This is a genomic window from Acinetobacter sp. YH12249 (assembly GCF_013417475.1).
Taxonomy (GTDB): Bacteria; Pseudomonadota; Gammaproteobacteria; order Pseudomonadales; family Moraxellaceae; genus Acinetobacter.
In genome coordinates this window covers 36,781-55,705 of record NZ_VPDX01000002.1, presented here as the reverse complement: position 1 = coordinate 55,705, position 18,925 = coordinate 36,781, and the positions used below count along the sequence as shown (strand labels likewise).

The window sequence follows — 18,925 nt, the reverse complement described above, 5'->3', positions numbered from 1 at the left end:
GGTTTAACCTATGAAGCGGGAAATGACAAATAAAACAATGAGAGGAATCAGGCTATAGACTGAAAGTGTTTTAAGACTTTGAATACAGAAGATTCCAATCACAAAACAGACATAAAAAATGAGGGCAATAAAGGCAGCCAGATAAACCGATTCAGCTTTGGGTAAACTCGCCTGTAAAAAATAGGCCAGATCGAGAGCAATCAGATAACTACATAAATAACCAATACCAAAGCTCATGCTTAATCGATACAGGATAGCAAGTGGCTGAAGGGTAGAAATCATGGAAAGGCCTTTATATGAATCTGTATAAATAAATATTGAGGCAACTTAATGCACGAAGCTTAAGGTCGTGACCAGGTACTGTTTCTTATACACTTGCTGATTCAATTTTCCTGTCTTGTCTACTTCTTGACTCACCTCTAGTACATATTGACCCTTCCATGGCGTAGCAATATTAATTTGGCCTTGGTTGTTGGTCGTATAGTTTTTAAGCCAGTGCTGTGGGGAATAGACAGTCACTTTGACATCCGCAGCGGGTTTACCCTGATACATGACTGTAAAAGTATTACTGTTCGGTTGAACCGGTACGATATCCAGCTCTGAGTCTGCTTTCAGGTTTTGTCTGCCGGATTTCGCGTGATAGCTGAGTAAGGATTCCCCATAGATCAGTTCATGATAGAGCTCTACATCTGCTTGATCTTTTGTAGAGTAGACCAGATGATCCTGGTGTAGTTGGGGACTAAATTGTTTTTTAGTCTGAATCGCTTTTGCTTGGCTGAATGACTTTAAGGCACCTTCTTGAGTCTCTTTGAGCTGTTCACTATATTCACCAAAGAATGCATGTGTTTTTGCATCTGAAGCACGTTCTAGCCAAAGCATATGGGCCTGAGCAGAAAGGGTCAGTGACAGTCCAATTGTCAAAGTAATGATTTTTTTCATGAATTCTACCTGATTATTGTTTACATATAAGAAAATGAGCTCCGAATATTCTTTCAAAGCTCAAGCGAAAAATTAATATTTGAATTTTACGGCCACACTGTAATTTGCCGGTGCACCATAGAAGCCTTGCTGATTCGGGAAATTAAATAAGTATTTTTCATTGGTCAGATTATTCCCGTTGGCCTGCAAAGTAATGTGATCATTGAGTTCATAACTGGCCATCAGATTCACAAGCGCATATGCATCCTGTTTGATAATGCCTGCTTGTTGGGTAACAACACCCTCTGTAGCAGCTTCAGGAACTTCTAGATAAGTTTTATCCTGCCATTGCACACCAAGGCCCAATTTCAGTTTTGGAATCTGTGGCACCTGATAGGTGGTCAGAAGATTGAAAGACTGATTAGGATTAAAAGTACGGGCATCACCACCGTTGATCAGATCTTTAAGACTAAACTGAGTGTAGCCAAAGCTTAAGTTAAAATGGTCGGTCAGTTGTCCCGCCAAGCCAAACTCGTAGCCTTGGGAACGCAGGTCACTGACCTGAGTTGTGCGTAAAGTCGGGATACCATCAGAATCTCGCAGCGGATAATTACTTTGCTCCGTTCTGAACACAGCCATGGTGGCGGTAAGCTTGTCATCTAGCCAAGAACCTTTGACTCCGACTTCATAGCTTTCACCTTCGATCGGTTTGTTAATGCTGCCATCATCTGCTTTGGTGGTTTGCGGACGGAAAATCGAGGTATAACTCAGATAGCCTGTATATTCAGGGCTAAAGTTATAGGTCAGACCGGCATAGGGTAAAACTTTATCTTCATCATAAATCGTGTCTGTTCCATAACTGCTGCCTGTACTTTCAGCCTGAACATAGTTGGCACCTAAAAGCAGTTTCAGATCGTCAGTCATATGTAAACGGGTGGCGGCATATAGGCTTTGGTTTTTTTGCCGGATGTGCATCTCACCACTGGTTTTTGACATATCCCAAACTGGTTCGGGCGGCGTAAAACTGGATAAATCTGTGGTAAGTGGGTTGGTAAAGCTGCCTGCATAACCTAACTCATTCAGATTGTTTTCAGCCCAGATATAGCCAAAAGATGCCTCATGTTGTTGTCCCCAAAGTGGATAGGTGCCACTAAAACTCAGACTGGCCTGCTGTTCCTTGTTGTCATCAATATACATACCTGGATATAAGAAAATACCTGAAGTACCGTCAGCACCAGGTTTACCGGACAGGAATAAAAGTTTTGAATCCCGGTCAGTCCGTTTTTCCTCATAACTCAGTTTAGCTTTCCAATCAGCGCCAAATTGTTGTTCGATCTCGGCAAAATAGTTTTTAATATTACTGTCCCAGTAGGCCCAGTCCGGACTGTAATTATAATTTCTTGAATAGCTTAACTGTTCACCTTCAGTATTGATTAAAGGATTAGAACCCCAATTGACCCCATTGGGATTATGATTCGTTTCGGTATAACCAGCAGTTATTAAGGTCGAATCAGTCAGGTCAGCCTCAACCACGGCACCAATGCCATTTTTTTCGAGTTCATAGTGATCCAGATAACTATCACCTGTCTGCTGATAGCCAAATACTCGGCCTCTGATTTTTCCATCCTGTGTCAGGGGAGAGGAAACATCTGCTTCATAACGTTGGGTATTCCATGAACCATAACTGGTATTAAACGCGGCCTGAAGTTCCTGAGTAGGGCGTTTTCTAATCATATTAATGGTAGCGCCCGGATCGCCAATACCATTATTTAAGGCATTTGCACCTTTAACGATCTCTATACGGTCAAATAAAAAGCTGTCTGGATTGTCATTATTGTAGTTATAGCCTTCAAGCGGAATCCCAACGCCGTCTACCAATACGTTTGAGATTTCAAAACCACGTGATAGATAGGAAGTTCGTTCGGTCTCCTGGTTACTTACAATGATCCCCGGTGAGTTGCGGAGTACATCACGGGTATTATCCAGTGCAAAGTCATCTAATTGTTGACGCGTCACTACATTCACTGTTTGTGGCGTTTCCTTAAGAGGAATATTTAGTTTAGAAGCTGTTGCAGAATTTTGAATAATATAGCTTTTAGTCTGTTCAGAGCTTTCTGTTGTTTGTGCTGCATCAGTGACTATCGTGATGGTAGGAAGTTGCTGACTATTTTCTGCAAAACTTTGCTGTGTCATCAATATGGCAAAACTGAGCAAAGATAGCTTGAAAGTTGGATGATTGGTATAAAACATTTTAATGAATGTAAATGATAATAATTATCGCTAATGTTATTGATTAGATATTTTTAAATCAATCTAAATACAATAGGAAATTTAAATTAAAAATTACTCATTGATAGAGGAATACTTTGCAGTTAAAGCAGATTAAAAGAAGAAGGGGTTAAGATTTTGCTTAAAATAAAAACGATTTATTTTAGTAAAATAATATGTAAATTATTGAATTCATATTAATTTTTTAAATTTATAAAGTATATTCGCTAAATTTTTTTCATGTAGAGAATGAGATTAATGCTCAAACATAAAAAGAAAAATGAAATAAAAAAAAGCCATCACATTGATGGCTTTTTATAAATGATATTGATCAATAAGTTTTATAAGGCAAGAACTTGCCAGACAATACGACATTGACACGGTCGCCATTCGGATTTTCTTCGCGTTGAATATCCATACTAAAATCAATCGCGCTCATAATACCGTCACCAAATTCTTCATGAATCAGTTCTTTAATGGTAGAACCATATACATTCACCACTTCATACCAACGATAAATTAAAGGATCGGTCGGTACGCTGGTTGGCAGGGAACCTTTATATGGCACGATCTGTAGCCATGCAACGGCTTCATCACTTAAGCCAAAAATCTGACCAATCTTTTCTGCTTGCTCTTTATTAAACGCCATCTGACCTAAACATGCAGCGGTTACCCATTCTTTAGAAAGACCAATCTCTTTGGCAACATCTGACCACTTAATTGACTTTAAAACTTTCGCTGAAATGATCATGTCAGTTACTTGTTGACGATGGGTAATCATAATCCTCTCCAAATTATTCTCAAATGAATGTATGCAGAACGGATAATGCAGATATCATGCCAATAGCATTTTAGAGTTCATGCTAAATAAAAAATGAATATTTAAGCGATTATTAATTATTTATGGCACAGCTTTTGCTTCTATTTCGATATACATGGCAACGACGCCATTCACCATTACCTGTTCTAATATTCAAGGCAACGACGCCTAAGGTCTTCAGTGATCTTAGGCGTCTTTTTTTCGAAAAACAGGTCCGTATATTGAAAAAGAGGACGACAACATGGCATATCTTGCTCCTGCGGAGTTTGCAAAAAAAGTAGTAGATGCGGGTGAATCCAAGCTTCATATGGCAACCCGTGATGTTTTGATTCGTGCCTTTATGGCAGGTGCGATTTTGGCCTTGGCAGCCGTATTTGCAATTACGATTGCAGTGCAAACTGGTGTGCCACTGATTGGCGCATTACTGTTTCCTGTCGGCTTCTGCATGTTGTATTTATTGGGCTATGACTTGCTAACCGGGGTATTTGTATTAACACCGCTGGCATGGCTGGATAAACGTCCTGGCGTAACCTGGGCACGCATTTTAAAAAACTGGGGACTGGTATTTTTAGGTAACTTTACTGGGTGTTTAGTCGTTGCAGTACTGATGGCTGCTGTTTATACCATGGGCTTTGCGACTGATCCGAATCCAGTCGGTGAAAAGATTTCTCATATTGGTGAAGACCGTACCTTAGGTTATGCGGCTTATGGTTTCTCAGGTTGGATAACTATTTTTATTCGCGGCATGCTGTGTAACTGGATGGTGTCTTTAGGGGTGATTGGTGCGATGATGTCAACTACAGTGAGTGGCAAGTTCATCGCAATGTGGATGCCAGTGATGCTGTTCTTTGCCATGGGCTTTGAACATTCAGTGGTAAACATGTTCCTGTTCCCATTTGCCATGATGATGGGTGGTGACTTCTCGATTGCAGATTATTTCCTGTGGAATGAATTACCGGTTGCTTTAGGTAATCTGGTAGGGGGTTTAGCCTTAACAGGTCTGGCACTTTACACCACACATGTACGTACTGGCGCGAAAAAAGAATTCTAATAATGAATCATTTTTAAAGGGATCAATATGATCCCTTTTTGAGTTTTCAATATGAAAAAAACATTAAAAGTCGCTATTGGACAGTATTCTACGGCTGGTATTAAAGATCAGAATCAGGATTTTTATGGCATCTTTTTACCAGAAGGTCATGTACTGAAGCAAAAAGGTATAGCTTGTGCGATTGCCGACGGGATCGGCAGTAGCAATGTCAGTCACATTGCCGCAGAAACAGCCGTCAGCAGTTTTCTCTCAGATTATTATTCGACTTCGGATGCCTGGAGCACCCAGACTTCAGCAGCACGGGTGATTCGCGCCACAAATTCATGGTTATATGCACAAACTCAACAAAGTCAGGGACGTTTCGATAAAGACCGGGGCTATGTCTGTACCTTATCTGCACTGATTTTAAAGCAGCATCAGGCGCATATTTTTCACGTCGGTGATAGTCGTATTTATCGAATCCGAGATGGTGAAATTGAATTATTAACCCATGATCATCGCGTCTGTCTGTCTTCGACAGAACATTATCTCAGTCGTGCCTTAGGGGGGGATTATCGTATTGAAATTGATTATCAAAGCCTTGAACTAAAAGAAAAAGATGTCTTTTTACTTATGACCGATGGGGTTTATGAATTTGTTACAGACCAACAATTATTAGATTTCACCTTAGCAGCAGATCACTTAAATCAGCTTGCCAAATTCCTGGTTGAACAGGCTTTAAAACAGGGCAGTGATGATAATTTAAGTCTTCAAGTGCTCCGTATTGAGCAGTTGCCTGAACCAGATCAGTTTTATATGCACCAGGATTATGTCTTTCCACCCCAGCTCAGCAAAGGTGAAGCATTTGAAGGCTATGCCATTGACAAAATCCTGCACCAAAATCACCGCAGTTGCCTGTATTTGGCACACGATCATGATCGGCAACCGCTAGTGATTAAAACTCTGGCAGTAGATTTACAACAAGATGAACAGGCTGTTGAACAGTTTCAACTTGAGGACTGGGTGTCAAAGCGTCTTAAGCACGAAAATCTGCTGCAATGTTATCCGCATCAATCAGAGAAAAAATATTTATTCCAGAGTTATGAATATTTGCAGGGAGAAACCTTAGATCGCTGGCTGCATCAACAGAAAAAGCCTTTGCAGATGGAAGATATTCTCCCTATTTTGCAGCAAACAGCATTGGCCTTAAATGCAATGCACCGACTGGAAATGTTGCATCAAGATGTACGTCCTGAAAATATTATGGTCTTAAACGTTGATAATACACTTAAAGTCAAACTGATTGATTATGGTTCAACTGCTGTACGAGGTTTAGTCGAAATTAATCCTAAACATGTGAATCGGCCACTTGGTACCTTGGCATTTATGGCACCTGAATATTTCATTGAACATTCACCATCCGTGCAGTCTGATCAATTTTCTTTGGCGGCAATGGCTTATTATTTACTGACTAAACAGCTTCCTTATGGTACAGATTTGGCTCGTTGTAATACGCTGAAGCAGCTAAAGAAAGTTCAATATCATTCCATTCAAAAATATCGGCCAGATTTACCACTCTGGTTAGACCAGATTCTAAAAAAGGCTCTGAGTATCGAGCCAATGTATCGTTATGAGGCATTGACTGAATTGATCCATGATCTGGAACACCCATCCAAGGAATTATTAAAATCCAAAGCTCCTACCATGATTGAACGTGATCCTTTACGTTTCTGGCAAATCAGTTGTGCTGTATTAGGACTTTTACTTTTATTAAGTATTGCATGGCCATTTATTTAAGAAGATTGGAGTGAATATAAGTAAAAAATTAGACCGTGTTCTATGCTTTGGGCAGCTTGCGTCACTAGTATATTTACGGCAATCAATCCACAACCAGAAACCACAAGAACTATATCATTACAACTTCAACTGCCTTTTAAAATGGGAGAGATAAAAACAAAAAGCAAGGAAATACCATGGCGGCTCAATTTCTCCTATCAGCCTTAAGTACCGTAATCATATTGGCATTTACCGGCTGTACAGTTTCATCCAAAACACCTGTAACAGATAGTTATGGCGCTCAGCCGTCTTTACCTGAACCAAAATCAAGACTGTTTCCGGTCGTCAACATTGCCCCTGCAAAAGGTTGGCCTGAAGGTGTCATGCCGACGCCAGCACCAGGTTTAAAAGTGCAAGCATTCGCACAAGGCCTTCAACACCCGCGCTGGTTATATGTATTGCCGAATGGAGATGTACTGGTGGCTGAAACTGATGCTCCACCTAAGCCTGAAGACAGTAAAGGGATTAAAGGTAAAATCATGAAAATGGTGATGAGAAGAGCAGGATCATCCTATCCAAGCGCCAACCGTATTAGCCTGCTGCGTGACAGTAATCAAGACGGCATTGCTGACCAGAAAACGGTATTTCTGCAAAATTTAAACTCGCCGTTTGGAATGACCTTAGTGGGTAATATGCTTTATGTCGCAAATACAGATGCTTTAGTGCGATTCTCTTATCAGCCAGGTATGACCCAGATCAAAGAAAAAGGAACTAATGTATTAGACTTGCCTGCAGGCCCTTTAAATCATCACTGGACGAAAAATGTTATTGCCAATCCTGCAGGCAAGAAGCTCTACATTACGGTAGGCTCTAATAGTAATGTGGCTGAAAATGGCATAGCTCAGGAAGAAGGACGCGCCCTGATCATGGAATTGGACCTTTCTACAGGTCAAGCCCGGCCGTTTGCTACAGGCCTGCGTAATCCCAATGGCATGGACTGGCAGCCTCAGAGTGGAGCCTTATGGACTGTAGTGAATGAGCGTGATGAGCTGGGCAATGATCTGGTTCCTGATTATATGACCTCAGTAAAAGATGGCGCTTTTTATGGCTGGCCTTATAGTTATTATGGCCAGCATGTGGATACCCGGGTAAAACCGCAAAAGCCTGAACTGGTCGCGAAAGCAATTAAGCCAGATTATGCCTTGGGAAATCATACTGCATCACTGGGTCTGACATTTTATAAGGCTAATTTAATATCCCAATATCGTGATGGTGCACTCATTGGTCAGCATGGTTCCTGGAATAGGAAACCCCATAGTGGTTATAAAGTTATTTTTGTGCCATTTCAAAATGGTCAGCCTTCTGGTCAGCCTCAAGAGGTTCTGACCGGATTTTTAAGCAAAAATGGAGATGCATTTGGTCGGCCTGTGGGTGTAGCTACAGATGCTCAAGGCGCAATATTAGTTGCTGATGATGTAGCGAACGTGATTTGGCGAGTATCACCGAATCAATAAATAAGTAGATGCTAATAAAATAAAAGCCTTATAGTCTCTCCCAAAACTATAAGGCTTAGCGGCTGTAGTCTCTACTTTTATCACTTACCATCCCAGTAAGTTCGCTGTCTTTCGACTTTATTATCATTGTAATGCGATTATTATCAGCTTTCCTTGCTGACTCTTTATGTGAAACATAATGTCAAAAATTGAGGAAACAGGATATAGAGTATTTGCTCCAATCGATGTAAGCTTAAACTTACAAAAAAATAATATATTTATACAAAAGTTAACATTATGTGAACTTTCCTATATTTTACAAAGGGCTTTATGACTAAAAATAATTTAATTGTAGTAGATAAATAATGTTAAAAAATCATCTTTAAGGTTTTAAACAGCATTAAAATTAAAAGATATGATTTAAGAATCATCTTTTGCTTCAGGTTTGGCAGACAGGGTTCCATGTTATAGAAGATACTTATGAACACTTTAACTAAGGTAATTGATGGATCTGATTTCTCTGCCATATATGTGGTTGGGGATCTGCATGGTTGTTATAGCTTGCTCATGCAAGAATTAGAGAAAGTTCATTTTAATTTTGAGAAAGATCTACTGATTTGTACCGGAGATCTGGTCGATCGTGGTAATGAAAACCTGGAATGCGTTTCATTGCTAAGTCAGCCCTGGTTTTATTGTGTTCGCGGCAATCATGAGGAAATGTGTATCAAGGGCCGTGACGATGCATGGATTCAAGATATGCATGCGCAGAATGGTGGTGAGTGGTTCTATCTTTTATCAACCGAAAAACAGGATGAACTCAGTGAAATTTTTTCTGCACTTCCTTTGGCCATTGAACTAAACCTCGAGTATAAAAAGATTGGCATTTTACACGCAGATATTGCGCTTAATGACTGGAATGTATTTAAAAAGAAAATTGCAAAAGGTGAAAATAGAATTCCAGGCTTAACTTCAGCATATACCAATGCTCTTTGGGGTAGAGGGAGAATTCGCAATCATTCTTATCGCTATGGAACCGTTAAAAATATCGATGAGATCTATCTGGGTCATACGATTGTAAAAAACCATACTCAAATTGATAATTGCCACTATATTGATGTAGGTTCTTCTTATACGAAGAAGTTGTGTGTTATTAAAATAAAAGATGCAAACTAGGTGCTACAGCAAGAGCCAATTGAAAGACACATCAATAATTTTTACCTTTAAAATTAAATTGATAGCTCATTTTTATAAAAGGCGATCTATATTTATTTTTGAATGAGAAACTGTATTTTGTTCTATTTAATTTTGAGTAAGTATTCATACAATTAATTCATCTATAGTGAATTTCTCTCATCTTTTACTGAATTTATATCGTTTTACTCATCTCTAGATTCACGTTTAAATGAAGTTATACAGAAATTTGGCTTTATTTAAAAATTTAGGATAGTGAATCTCCATGGATAATCAATTTACATGCTCAATCAAGCGCATCCGTTTCGATGAAAATTATCAACCAGCAGACAACACACGTTTAACCACAAACTTTGCCAATCTGGCACGTGGTGAAAGTCGACAGGAAAATCTGCGCAGAACTCTGGCCATGATTAATCAGCGTTTTAATTCATTAGCGACAAGTGATAATCCTAAAGGCGACCGTTATTCCCTTGAAATTGACATTATCTCTGCGGAACTTGATGTCGAAGGCCATGGTCAAACTTTCCCTTTTATCGAGATGCTGAAAAGTACCGTCATTGATCATCAAACCAATGAGCGCATTGAAGGCATGATTGGCAATAGCTTTTCATCTTATGTACGTGATTATGACTTTAGCGTTGTATTGCCATCCATCAGCGATAAAACTGATGCAAAGCTTGACGACTTTGGTGATTTGCACGGCAAACTTTATCAGCATTTAATTCATTCAGATGTGTTTAAAGCCGAGTTTAAGAAACAGCCGGTGATTTGCCTGAGTGTATCTACCACGAAAACCTATTACCGTACTGCACATGTGCATCCTGTACTCGGTGTGGAATATAAAAATGATGATTATTCACGTACAGATGCATACTTCAGAAAGATGGGCTTAAGCGTTCGCTATTTCAAACCTGAACATGGTAATGCACCGTTGGCATTCTATTTTGCCGGTGACTTATTGCGTGATTACACGGACTTCGAACTTATCAGTGCGATCAGTACCATGGAAAGTTTCCAGAAGATTTATCGTCCTGAAATTTACAACACCAATTCGCCTGCAGGTTTGATCTATCAACCAAGCCTGAATTATCAGGATTATTCGTTGACACAAATCGTTTACGACCGTGTGGAGCGTAGTCAATTAGCAGTTAAGCAGGGCAAATGGACAGAAGAAAATTTTATTAAGCCGTATAAAGACATTCTTGAAAAGTGGGCCGCAAATTTTACTGTAGATAATGCTCATCAAGAGCATACTGCCTGAATGAAGAAATAAATTAACGAATATAGAGATAGAAGATTAGACATGAGCATTTTACTCCCAACATCTACAGCTGGCAGCTTACCGAAACCGTCTTGGCTTGCCGAACCTGAGCAACTTTGGTCACCCTGGAAACTGGAAGGCGAGCAGCTCCTTGAAGCCAAGCGAGATGCTTTGAGCTTGTCCCTACATGAGCAACTACAGGCAGGCATTGATATCGTCAGTGATGGCGAACAAACCCGTCAGCACTTCGTGACCACCTTTATTGAACATCTGGAAGGTGTGGATTTCGAAAAGCGTGAGACGGTGCGTATTCGAAATCGCTATGATGCGAGTGTGCCATCCGTCGTGGGTGCTGTCGCTCGCAAGAAACCTGTATTTGTAGATGATGCCAAGTTCTTGCGTAGTCAAACTAAGCAGCCAATCAAATGGGCGTTGCCGGGTCCAATGACCATGATCGATACGCTTTATGATGCTCATTATAAGAGCCGTGAAAAACTGGCTTGGGAATTTGCAAAAATCCTGAATCAGGAAGCACTTGAACTCGAAGCAGCAGGTGTAGATATCATCCAGTTTGATGAGCCTGCATTTAATGTATTTTTTGATGAAGTAAATGACTGGGGCATTGCCACATTAGAACGAGCGCTTGAAGGTCTGAAATGTGAAACAGCAGTACACATCTGCTATGGTTACGGTATCAAAGCCAATACGGACTGGAAAAAGACTCTAGGTTCAGAGTGGCGCCAATACGAAGCAATTTTTCCGAAACTGCAAAAGTCTAAGATCGACATTGTTTCACTTGAATGCCAAAACTCTCATGTACCAATGGATCTGATTGAATTGATTCGTGGCAAAAAAGTCATGGTCGGCGCCATAGATGTCGCAACCAATCAAATTGAAACACCAGAACAGGTTGCAGATACTTTACGAAAGGCGCTTCAGTTCGTGGATGCTGACAAGCTGTATCCTTCAACCAACTGTGGTATGGCACCTTTATCGCGTCAAGTCGCACAAGGCAAACTGAATGCTTTAAGTGCTGGCGCAGCTATTGTTCGTCAAGAACTGACAGCCTGAGTATGCATTTGTCTTAAGAGCTGTATAAGGAATACATGTACTTTTACCGCTCTTCATCAAAGCGATAGTCAATTAGGGATTTAAGAGATGATTGAAGCGACTGACTTTAGAAATGCCATGTCCTTACTCACCACAGCAGTGAATGTCATTACAACCTCGGGTGAGACAGGAATGCATGGTTTTACGGCATCTGCAGTATGCAGCGTGACTGATACACCACCGACATTGCTGGTCTGTATGAATCAGTCATCTCGTTCACATGTGCATTTTATTGAGAACAAAATTTTGTCAGTGAACGTCTTAGGTCCACAGCACGAACAGATTTCTAATGCATTCGCATCCAGCAAATTCAGTTCTGAACGAAGATTTCAATTAGGTTCTTGGACAATACTAAAAACAGGCTCACCTGTACTAGGCGATGCATTAGTGAGTTTTGACTGTGAAATCGAGAATATCCAGCAAGTAGGGACACATAGTATCTTTATGTGTCGAGTGGTTGCGATTCAACGGAGCGAACAAGATCAGAGCCTGGTGTATTTTAATCGTACTTACCATTCGGTTGGACAGTTAGAATTTGCTTGAATGAAAATGAGAAAAATGACAATAAGATAATGTGGATTTTCTCATTTTTAAGATTTGTATCGAATTTAACAAATCAAAAGCAATCGATATTCACCCTCATTTTCAACCGGAGCCCGATGTACACAAGGTAGGGCTCTTTGGGCTGGATGATCGACTGCCAATCGCCAAAGATGTCCCTGACCTAAATTTACAGGTTTTGCATTAGGCTTAGGTTGATAATGCAGATCAAAGAAATACTCTTCCAGAAAACCTTCAAATCCGGCTTCTGGGCCATCATATAATTCTTTCAGCTTTGCCCTGATTTCTGGAATCAGAATCTTTTGTTCCACCTGATCATTAGGCAAGATATCGCTTGCAGCACCATGATAGGTACATAAGAAAGTATCTGTTTCAATCGGAGAGCGATCGACATGGAATGAATAGACATCTGTAGTAATGAAATCAAGCTCATTATCCCGTTCATAGCATTTGAGCAGATTGAGTGAAGGGGAAGCGCCGTAGTCAGTCAGTAGCTGTATATCTTCTAAGATAATCTTTCTTGCCAGATGACCGCTTTCTGACAGCTGGAGTTTCATAAGATCATCAATTGAAACTTCAGTCATATTTTCCTGTAAATGAAGCTTATTCACGATCTCGGCAAAATCACCCGCTAAATTTCTAGACCAGCAAATCGCATTCATCGCACCCTTAAAATCCGAATTAACGAGTTCTGAAAAGTTTGAGACTACACGAATTTGTTTATTGCCTGAAAATTGATTATGCATGCTTAAGTGAAATGACTTATGAACTATGCCTAATATTACCCTTAGATTCCTCAAAATAACTTTATGAGCTCATAAAAAAAGAGATTTTAAAACCTAAAATCTCTTTCCTTTCACAGTATCTTAATTTTCAGCTTGTGCTTTGGCTGCAATATTACTTTTATAGATAAAAAATAGTGCAACAGCTAATAGGGCAATTGCTGCTAGTCTGGATCCATCTAAATGAATCACCGGATTATTCAACCATCCAAAATGATCGATGAGCAGACTCATTAATAACTGGCCACTAATGACGGCGACAGTGGTGGCAGCAGCGCCCAGTCTAGGCATAGCAAATACAATCGTAAGCATATAGGCCACGCCAAAAAATGCACCTGTTAATTGCCATCTTGGGGCTGTGAATAAATTCAATGCATGGTTGGGTTCAAGAAAGAAAGCGATTAGAAAACTGACTAGAGCACCTAAGACAAATGTCAGCCAAGAACTTTCTAATACACCTACTTTAGCACCTAGACGACCATTAATTGAAGATTGAGCACATAAAACTGCTCCGCCCAAAATAACCACAAACAACATTATATAAATCATGGAGAAGCTTCCTTATTGAATAAGCCATAATGCAGCTAAAATAGCCACCAGCGCGCCAATACGATATTTGTCTACAGCCCGTTTATGGCTACCTAACAAACCCCAGTGATCAATAATAAGACTGGTCGCAACCTGGCCAAAAAGGATACCCACCATGGTGAGGCCAACGCCAATATGAGGTATTGCTACAGTTAAAGCCACTACATATATAGGACCTAATATACCGCCAGTCAGTTGCCACCGTGGCTGCTTAAACATGAGAGAAAGTTTTGGGCGGCTAAAGATCAGTCCGAAGGTTAAGAGTAGTGAACCGATGGCGAAAATTCCCAAGGTCGCCCAGAAATGGCCAATTTCTTCCCCAAGTGGACCCAGTAGACCCGCTTCAACAGATAACCCCATACCTGCAAGAACGACTAATGGGAAAATCCACAACTGTTTCATATATGCTTTCCAAAGGAAGAAAGCACCAAATTATATTCTCTTATTTAAAAGCTACAATTCCGCAATTTTTCAAAACATAATTGCTATTATGACAATAATAAAATGATTGAATTAAATTCAGAGATAGATCAATTATGCAACTCAATGCATTACGCTATTTTGTGATGGTGGCAACGACCGGCAGTTTTTCAGCTACAGCAAAGCATTTTCAGGTTCCATCTTCCTCAGTATCTCGTTTTATTTCAAAACTTGAACAGGAAATTGGACAGCAACTTTTTTATCGTAATACACGCTCTGTCCGGCTGACTGAGATAGGGGAAAAGTACTTTGTGCAAATTAAGGAAGTGCTGGATACGCTAGATCTGGCCAATGAAGAAATTTCTGGTAAAAACGCGATCAGAGGGTTAATTCGTATCAATACAGCGGTTGCGCTGGGAAGGCTACATATATCGCGTATAGTGAATAAATTGCATGATAGCTTTCCAGATCTTTCAGTCGAGCTGATCTTGACAGATACTTTTATTGATCCTGTACAAGAAGGTGTAGACATTGCCATACGGATTGGCTCATTACAGGATTCAGCATTAATCGCACGCAAGATCTGTGATCAACAATATGTGCTGTGTGCGAGTCCTGCATATCTTGAAAAATATGGAACTCCACATTCCCCACACGAGATTCAGAATCATCAGTGTCTGGTCTATAAAGGTGTTTCAGGCAGCCAACGCTGGTATTTCCGTCAGCAAGAACATCACACTCCGGTTTTAATTGAGCCACAAGGGCCTTTAAGAAGTAATAATGCAGAAGTCCTGGTAGATGCGGCATTGGAAGGACGGGGGATTGTATTATTTCCAACCTGGATTTTTACGGAAGACTATTTTAAAACCCATAAACTGGTTCAACTTCTTCATGACTGGATCAGTACAGTGGAGCCTTATTCTATAGGGATTCATCTGGTTTCTCCCGAAAACAGAATTCGTTCGCAAAAGGTTAGAACTGTGCTTGATTTCATTTTAAAAGAAATTGGAGATCCGCCGTACTGGGATAATATTCTTAAGTTTTAAAATTTTTTATGATCCAATTATAAAAAGCTTAATTGGTTTCTTAGTTATCTTTTTTGATCAAGAAGGATTCTAAGGAAGAGCTAAAATGAAAAGCATAAAATGGAAGAACTTATATGATTTCAAATTTCTAACTTTAGATTTTATCTACACATCGCAATTGTAAAATTCTTAAATTTCCTTAAATGTATCTGCATTATTGCTATAAATCCAAAATTAAAATAAAAAAGCCTATCTCATTCGAAATAGGCTTTTTCACCTCTGAGGAATCTTCTCGCCATTTAATTCAGTAAGAATGCTATGGCTTAAAGAATGATAATCATATTATGAGAATATGAATGGTTTTTCAAACATAATTTAAATTTTATTTGGTTAAATTATTACGAATGTCACTGGTGCTTTCAGGATGGTAGAGGAACTTATTTTCAATAATCTGTGCTTTCTCCTGAAGAATTTGTACTAATTTTTCCAGATTTACAAAATCAAATCTATTTTTTGAGGCTAATAAAGTAAGCGCTAAGGGCGGTTCTTTAAGAGAGAATTTAACTGGGACAGACAAACCTGCAACTTGAGGATCAAGTTCACCACTAGAATAATAATACCCCTGTTTTTTGATCTTTCTCATTTGTTCCAGAAAAGCGGTTTCATTCTGCACAAATCCTACTTCTGCAAATGCATCTGCATAACGTTGGTAATAATCAAGCAACGCTTGTTTCGATAAATGTGCCATGATGACTTTTGAAGATGAACCTACATAGACCGGACGTGGACAACCGCGTCCGAATGAAAGCAGATGTGCATTTTTAAAGACTTCGTCATGTAAGTCGATACAAGAATCATAATTGAGATGAGTCAATATACAAGAGAACTCAGTCCGTTCGACGATTTCCTGCATAAAGGGAATGCTGATCTGAACCAAAGGATCAGTTTTTCTTGAAATATAATCCAGAACAGCAATTTTCGAACCCAGCGTATAGTCACCGGATGTGCCACTGATTCGCTGTAATAATTCAGCCGATACCAATTCTTTTAAATAGCGATAACTGGTAGGTTTGGAGAGGTTTAATTCTTCACTGATGATATCTACATTAATCACTGAACGTGATAACGAAAATAGATCGAGAACCGTAAGAATTTTTCCAAAACTTGCTTGCGCCATAAAAAAAACCTGAAGTGCTGACTATTGAAAAAGGTGATGACTCACTTTAGCTTAAAAGAGGGTAGTAGAGGCAACTATTTACCTAAAATTCTCGGATAATGAGGATATAGGAAGAAAAGAGATAAATATTCAGCTTAACGGCCTATGCAATGATAAAAATCATACTTATTCTCATATAGAGATATTTTTATTGACAATAAAGCGTTTATTTGAAAAAATTACTTACACAAATATCCAATGATGAATAATTAAGAAAAGCATTATCTTTTGCTTTTTATATTTTCATCAACCAGTTTCAGTTTAATCAGCTGAATATTCTAATTTTATAGACTTTCAACAAGTAAAAATTTTGTCACTGAGTTCTTTGGGCTTGGTGGGCAGGTTATTTGCTTTAGAAAATAAAATAAGCTCTTAGAGAAAAACCATGCTGCTTATAAAATCTTTACTCGCATTTCGTCCAAATAAAATGGACTGGATTTTTGCGACTAAAACGTTTGTGGCTGGTATTTTGGCGCTCTACGTTGCGTTGAGTTTAGATCTTGCTTACCCGATTTGGGCTATTGGCACAGTTTTCGTTATTGCCAATCCTTATACGGGTATGACCGCTTCAAAAAGTATCTATCGTGTACTAGGTACTTTATTAGGCGCAATTGTGGCAGTTGCAGTTACTCCTTGGCTAATCAATACCCCGTGGTTGTTTACGCTGTTTTTATCCTGTTGGGTTGGTCTTTGCTTATATTTCTCTCTGCTTGATCGTACACCGCGCAGTTATATACTGATGCTGGCTGGATATACGACAGTCATCATCTGCTTTAATATCATTTACTTTATTGATACTGCTTCATTATTTGATATGGCGGTAGGACGCTTTCTGGAAATTACTATTGGCGTCGTTTGCAGCGCGATTGTGACGACGACCATATTTCCAATGCATATTGGCCCCGCAGTGAAAAGTCGTGTCAGTAAAACCTTAGCGGATACTCAGCAGATTTTTAATAAAATTCTATTAGAACCACGTCAAGACCAGAACTATACAAAAGCTTTAAGCCAATTGGCTGCAGATATTGCAGATATTCATGTCATGGCTGTGCATTTAAGCTATGAAAAATCAGCTCTACAGGGAATGACCAAACCACTGCAGGAAATGCTGAACCAGATCACAATGCTGGTGAGTAATTTGGTGGCAATGTCTGAACGCATGCAACAGTTAGACTTCATTGATACAGAATATCGCCAGTCATTAGCAGATTTACATTCCAAAATTAATACATATCTAACAGATGAACATCTATTGAAAGAGTCTGAATTGAATCAGCTTCCTACTGATTTTGAAATAGATTTCCTAAAAATTTTTGAACATTCAAAAGATGAGCAAATTGTAATATTGAAAAGTTTGAAAATGGATATCCGTCATTTTATTCAGAATATCCATGCAATTAAGTTGATCTGGCAGCGAATCCAACAAGGGGATACTTCACTGCCTGAAATGATTGTTCCACTTACTACAAACTATCCAACCCTGCATCGTGATCATGGTGTAGCAGTGCGGGGCGGGGTTTCTGCATGCCTCACTGTTTTTATTGCTACTGCCTTTTGGATCTTAAGCGGCTGGAAAGCAGGATTTATGCTGGCTGAAATGGCTGCAATTAGTGCTTGTATATTAACGGCGCTGGATAATCCGGTGCCTGCATTGAAGCTGTTTATTCGTAGTAGCTTATATGCTTCGATCGTTATCTTCATATATGCCTATGGAATTTTTCCAAATATTATAGAATTCTGGCAGTTAGCGCTTGTACTTGCACCATTCTGCATATATTGCCTGATGCTTTTTTTGCATCCACTCTTGGTTGGAATTGGTTTGCCGTTGTTGATGGGTACGATCATGGGGCTGAATTTTCAGAACCGTTATACCCTGAATCAAATTTCTTTCTTCGATGCAGCGATTGGTACAGTGATTGGACCAATCATTGCTGTATTTATTATCCATATGATCCGTGCAATGTCGCCAGATATAACCGTACAGCGCATTTTGGCCATTCATAACCGAGCCATTCGTCAGGCACTTTATATTCCTTATGGGGTACAGTTCCGTATCCATTTACGTACGATGATGGACCGCATCGGGGTATTGAATACTAAAGCTGTAGAATCTGAAGATCTGAAAAATAAAATCAATCAAGCACTCATTGAATCCAGCGCCGTCGTGGATCTGGCACGGTTACAGGAACTCATACTCAAGTTACCTGAACAGCAGCTTTTGACCCAGCAACTCGAAGATCTTCAAATACAGCTGGATGAATATTTTCGTGCCAAAGAAATTGGACAAGATTATGATGCTGCCTTCACACACTTAATTAACAAAATACAAGCTCTAGAAGTAGGTCTCATCATGCAGGAACATACAGATGTTGTAGAACGGCTGCATATTTCACTCAACAATATTCGTAGCAGCTTATGTCATATCAAGACACCGCCAAGATATGTAGGCGCAGGAGATTAATA

Annotated in this window: 17 protein-coding genes; 9 read left to right on the top strand and 8 right to left on the bottom strand. The window is 39.5% G+C overall.

The window, feature by feature from the left end:
* Positions 1–3: 3 nt before the first annotated feature.
* The 4 genes from FTV25_RS01540 to cynS all read right to left on the bottom strand — a co-directional run bounded on the left by FTV25_RS01540 (position 4) and on the right by cynS (position 3,967).
* The gene (locus tag FTV25_RS01540; protein ID WP_104426131.1) at positions 4–282 is read right to left on the bottom strand and encodes a hypothetical protein; all 279 of its coding nucleotides are present in this window, start codon (positions 280–282) and stop codon (positions 4–6) included.
* Positions 283–327: 45 nt separating this feature from the next.
* Positions 328–939 carry a DUF4198 domain-containing protein gene (locus FTV25_RS01535; RefSeq protein ID WP_180001991.1) on the bottom strand — a complete coding sequence of 204 codons (612 nt, stop codon included), beginning with the start codon at positions 937–939 and terminating at the stop codon, positions 328–330.
* A gap of 72 nt (positions 940–1,011) precedes the next feature.
* Positions 1,012–3,168 carry a TonB-dependent siderophore receptor gene (locus FTV25_RS01530; RefSeq protein WP_180001990.1) on the bottom strand — a complete coding sequence of 719 codons (2,157 nt, stop codon included), beginning with the start codon at positions 3,166–3,168 and terminating at the stop codon, positions 1,012–1,014.
* Positions 3,169–3,517: 349 nt separating this feature from the next.
* Entirely contained in the window at positions 3,518–3,967 is a 450-nt protein-coding gene (gene cynS / locus FTV25_RS01525) for a cyanase (protein WP_004785763.1), read from the bottom strand.
* A 280-nt stretch (positions 3,968–4,247) separates the two neighbouring features.
* Between cynS and FTV25_RS01520 the strand changes: the two genes are divergently transcribed.
* The 7 genes from FTV25_RS01520 (at position 4,248) to FTV25_RS01490 (ending at position 12,413) form a co-directional block, all read left to right on the top strand.
* Positions 4,248–5,057 carry a formate/nitrite transporter family protein gene (locus FTV25_RS01520; RefSeq protein WP_125278664.1) on the top strand — a complete coding sequence of 270 codons (810 nt, stop codon included), beginning with the start codon at positions 4,248–4,250 and terminating at the stop codon, positions 5,055–5,057.
* A gap of 51 nt (positions 5,058–5,108) precedes the next feature.
* Positions 5,109–6,833 (top strand): bifunctional protein-serine/threonine kinase/phosphatase, encoded by a 1,725-nt coding sequence (locus FTV25_RS01515; RefSeq protein ID WP_180001989.1) that lies wholly within the window; start codon positions 5,109–5,111, stop codon positions 6,831–6,833.
* A gap of 176 nt (positions 6,834–7,009) precedes the next feature.
* Positions 7,010–8,326, top strand: coding sequence for a sorbosone dehydrogenase family protein (locus FTV25_RS01510; protein WP_180001988.1), 1,317 nt, complete (start codon positions 7,010–7,012; stop codon positions 8,324–8,326).
* Positions 8,327–8,785: 459 nt separating this feature from the next.
* On the top strand, positions 8,786–9,478 hold the full coding sequence (locus FTV25_RS01505; protein WP_125278667.1) for a metallophosphoesterase: 693 nt from the start codon (positions 8,786–8,788) through the stop codon (positions 9,476–9,478).
* Positions 9,479–9,761: 283 nt separating this feature from the next.
* A complete protein-coding gene (locus tag FTV25_RS01500) occupies positions 9,762–10,760 on the top strand; it encodes a putative oxygenase MesX (protein WP_180001987.1) in 999 nt (332 codons plus the stop codon).
* 42 nt (positions 10,761–10,802) lie between these two features.
* Positions 10,803–11,831, top strand: a complete 1,029-nt coding sequence (locus FTV25_RS01495) for a methionine synthase (RefSeq protein ID WP_180001986.1) — start codon at positions 10,803–10,805, stop codon at positions 11,829–11,831.
* A gap of 87 nt (positions 11,832–11,918) precedes the next feature.
* Positions 11,919–12,413 (top strand): flavin reductase, encoded by a 495-nt coding sequence (locus tag FTV25_RS01490; protein ID WP_159123555.1) that lies wholly within the window; start codon positions 11,919–11,921, stop codon positions 12,411–12,413.
* A gap of 65 nt (positions 12,414–12,478) precedes the next feature.
* On the opposite strand, the gene FTV25_RS01485 is transcribed toward FTV25_RS01490, so the two are convergent.
* From FTV25_RS01485 to FTV25_RS01475, 3 genes are all read right to left on the bottom strand, one after another.
* A complete protein-coding gene (locus FTV25_RS01485) occupies positions 12,479–13,177 on the bottom strand; it encodes a DUF1826 domain-containing protein (RefSeq protein ID WP_166137214.1) in 699 nt (232 codons plus the stop codon).
* Between the two features lie 120 nt (positions 13,178–13,297).
* Positions 13,298–13,762, bottom strand: a complete 465-nt coding sequence (locus FTV25_RS01480) for a DMT family transporter (protein ID WP_180001985.1) — start codon at positions 13,760–13,762, stop codon at positions 13,298–13,300.
* A gap of 12 nt (positions 13,763–13,774) precedes the next feature.
* On the bottom strand, positions 13,775–14,203 hold the full coding sequence (locus FTV25_RS01475) for a DMT family transporter (RefSeq protein WP_180001984.1): 429 nt from the start codon (positions 14,201–14,203) through the stop codon (positions 13,775–13,777).
* A 134-nt stretch (positions 14,204–14,337) separates the two neighbouring features.
* On the opposite strand from FTV25_RS01475, the gene FTV25_RS01470 reads away from it, so the two are divergent.
* Positions 14,338–15,267 (top strand): LysR family transcriptional regulator, encoded by a 930-nt coding sequence (locus FTV25_RS01470; RefSeq protein ID WP_180001983.1) that lies wholly within the window; start codon positions 14,338–14,340, stop codon positions 15,265–15,267.
* Positions 15,268–15,628: 361 nt separating this feature from the next.
* On the opposite strand, the gene FTV25_RS01465 is transcribed toward FTV25_RS01470, so the two are convergent.
* Positions 15,629–16,423, bottom strand: a complete 795-nt coding sequence (locus FTV25_RS01465; RefSeq protein WP_180001982.1) for an IclR family transcriptional regulator — start codon at positions 16,421–16,423, stop codon at positions 15,629–15,631.
* 424 nt (positions 16,424–16,847) lie between these two features.
* Here FTV25_RS01465 and FTV25_RS01460 point away from each other — a divergent pair, with 424 nt between their 5' ends.
* Positions 16,848–18,923 (top strand): FUSC family protein, encoded by a 2,076-nt coding sequence (locus tag FTV25_RS01460; protein WP_180001981.1) that lies wholly within the window; start codon positions 16,848–16,850, stop codon positions 18,921–18,923.
* Positions 18,924–18,925: the final 2 nt, after the last annotated feature.

Bases quoted from the DNA above. Each gene is read 5' to 3' on its own strand.
- FTV25_RS01520 (WP_125278664.1), top strand. From the start codon at position 4,248: ATGGCATATCTTGCTCCTGCGGAGTTTGCAAAAAAAGTAGTAGATGCG.
- FTV25_RS01535 (WP_180001991.1), bottom strand. From the start codon at position 939: ATGAAAAAAATCATTACTTTGACAATTGGACTGTCACTGACCCTTTCT.
- FTV25_RS01500 (WP_180001987.1), top strand. From the start codon at position 9,762: ATGGATAATCAATTTACATGCTCAATCAAGCGCATCCGTTTCGATGAA.
- FTV25_RS01530 (WP_180001990.1), bottom strand. From the start codon at position 3,168: ATGTTTTATACCAATCATCCAACTTTCAAGCTATCTTTGCTCAGTTTT.
- FTV25_RS01505 (WP_125278667.1), top strand. From the start codon at position 8,786: ATGAACACTTTAACTAAGGTAATTGATGGATCTGATTTCTCTGCCATA.
- FTV25_RS01510 (WP_180001988.1), top strand. From the start codon at position 7,010: ATGGCGGCTCAATTTCTCCTATCAGCCTTAAGTACCGTAATCATATTG.
- FTV25_RS01495 (WP_180001986.1), top strand. From the start codon at position 10,803: ATGAGCATTTTACTCCCAACATCTACAGCTGGCAGCTTACCGAAACCG.
- FTV25_RS01515 (WP_180001989.1), top strand. From the start codon at position 5,109: ATGAAAAAAACATTAAAAGTCGCTATTGGACAGTATTCTACGGCTGGT.
- FTV25_RS01485 (WP_166137214.1), bottom strand. From the start codon at position 13,177: ATGCATAATCAATTTTCAGGCAATAAACAAATTCGTGTAGTCTCAAAC.
- FTV25_RS01475 (WP_180001984.1), bottom strand. From the start codon at position 14,203: ATGAAACAGTTGTGGATTTTCCCATTAGTCGTTCTTGCAGGTATGGGG.
- FTV25_RS01465 (WP_180001982.1), bottom strand. From the start codon at position 16,423: ATGGCGCAAGCAAGTTTTGGAAAAATTCTTACGGTTCTCGATCTATTT.
- FTV25_RS01470 (WP_180001983.1), top strand. From the start codon at position 14,338: ATGCAACTCAATGCATTACGCTATTTTGTGATGGTGGCAACGACCGGC.
- FTV25_RS01490 (WP_159123555.1), top strand. From the start codon at position 11,919: ATGATTGAAGCGACTGACTTTAGAAATGCCATGTCCTTACTCACCACA.
- FTV25_RS01480 (WP_180001985.1), bottom strand. From the start codon at position 13,762: ATGATTTATATAATGTTGTTTGTGGTTATTTTGGGCGGAGCAGTTTTA.
- FTV25_RS01540 (WP_104426131.1), bottom strand. From the start codon at position 282: ATGATTTCTACCCTTCAGCCACTTGCTATCCTGTATCGATTAAGCATG.
- FTV25_RS01460 (WP_180001981.1), top strand. From the start codon at position 16,848: ATGCTGCTTATAAAATCTTTACTCGCATTTCGTCCAAATAAAATGGAC.
- cynS (WP_004785763.1), bottom strand. From the start codon at position 3,967: ATGATTACCCATCGTCAACAAGTAACTGACATGATCATTTCAGCGAAA.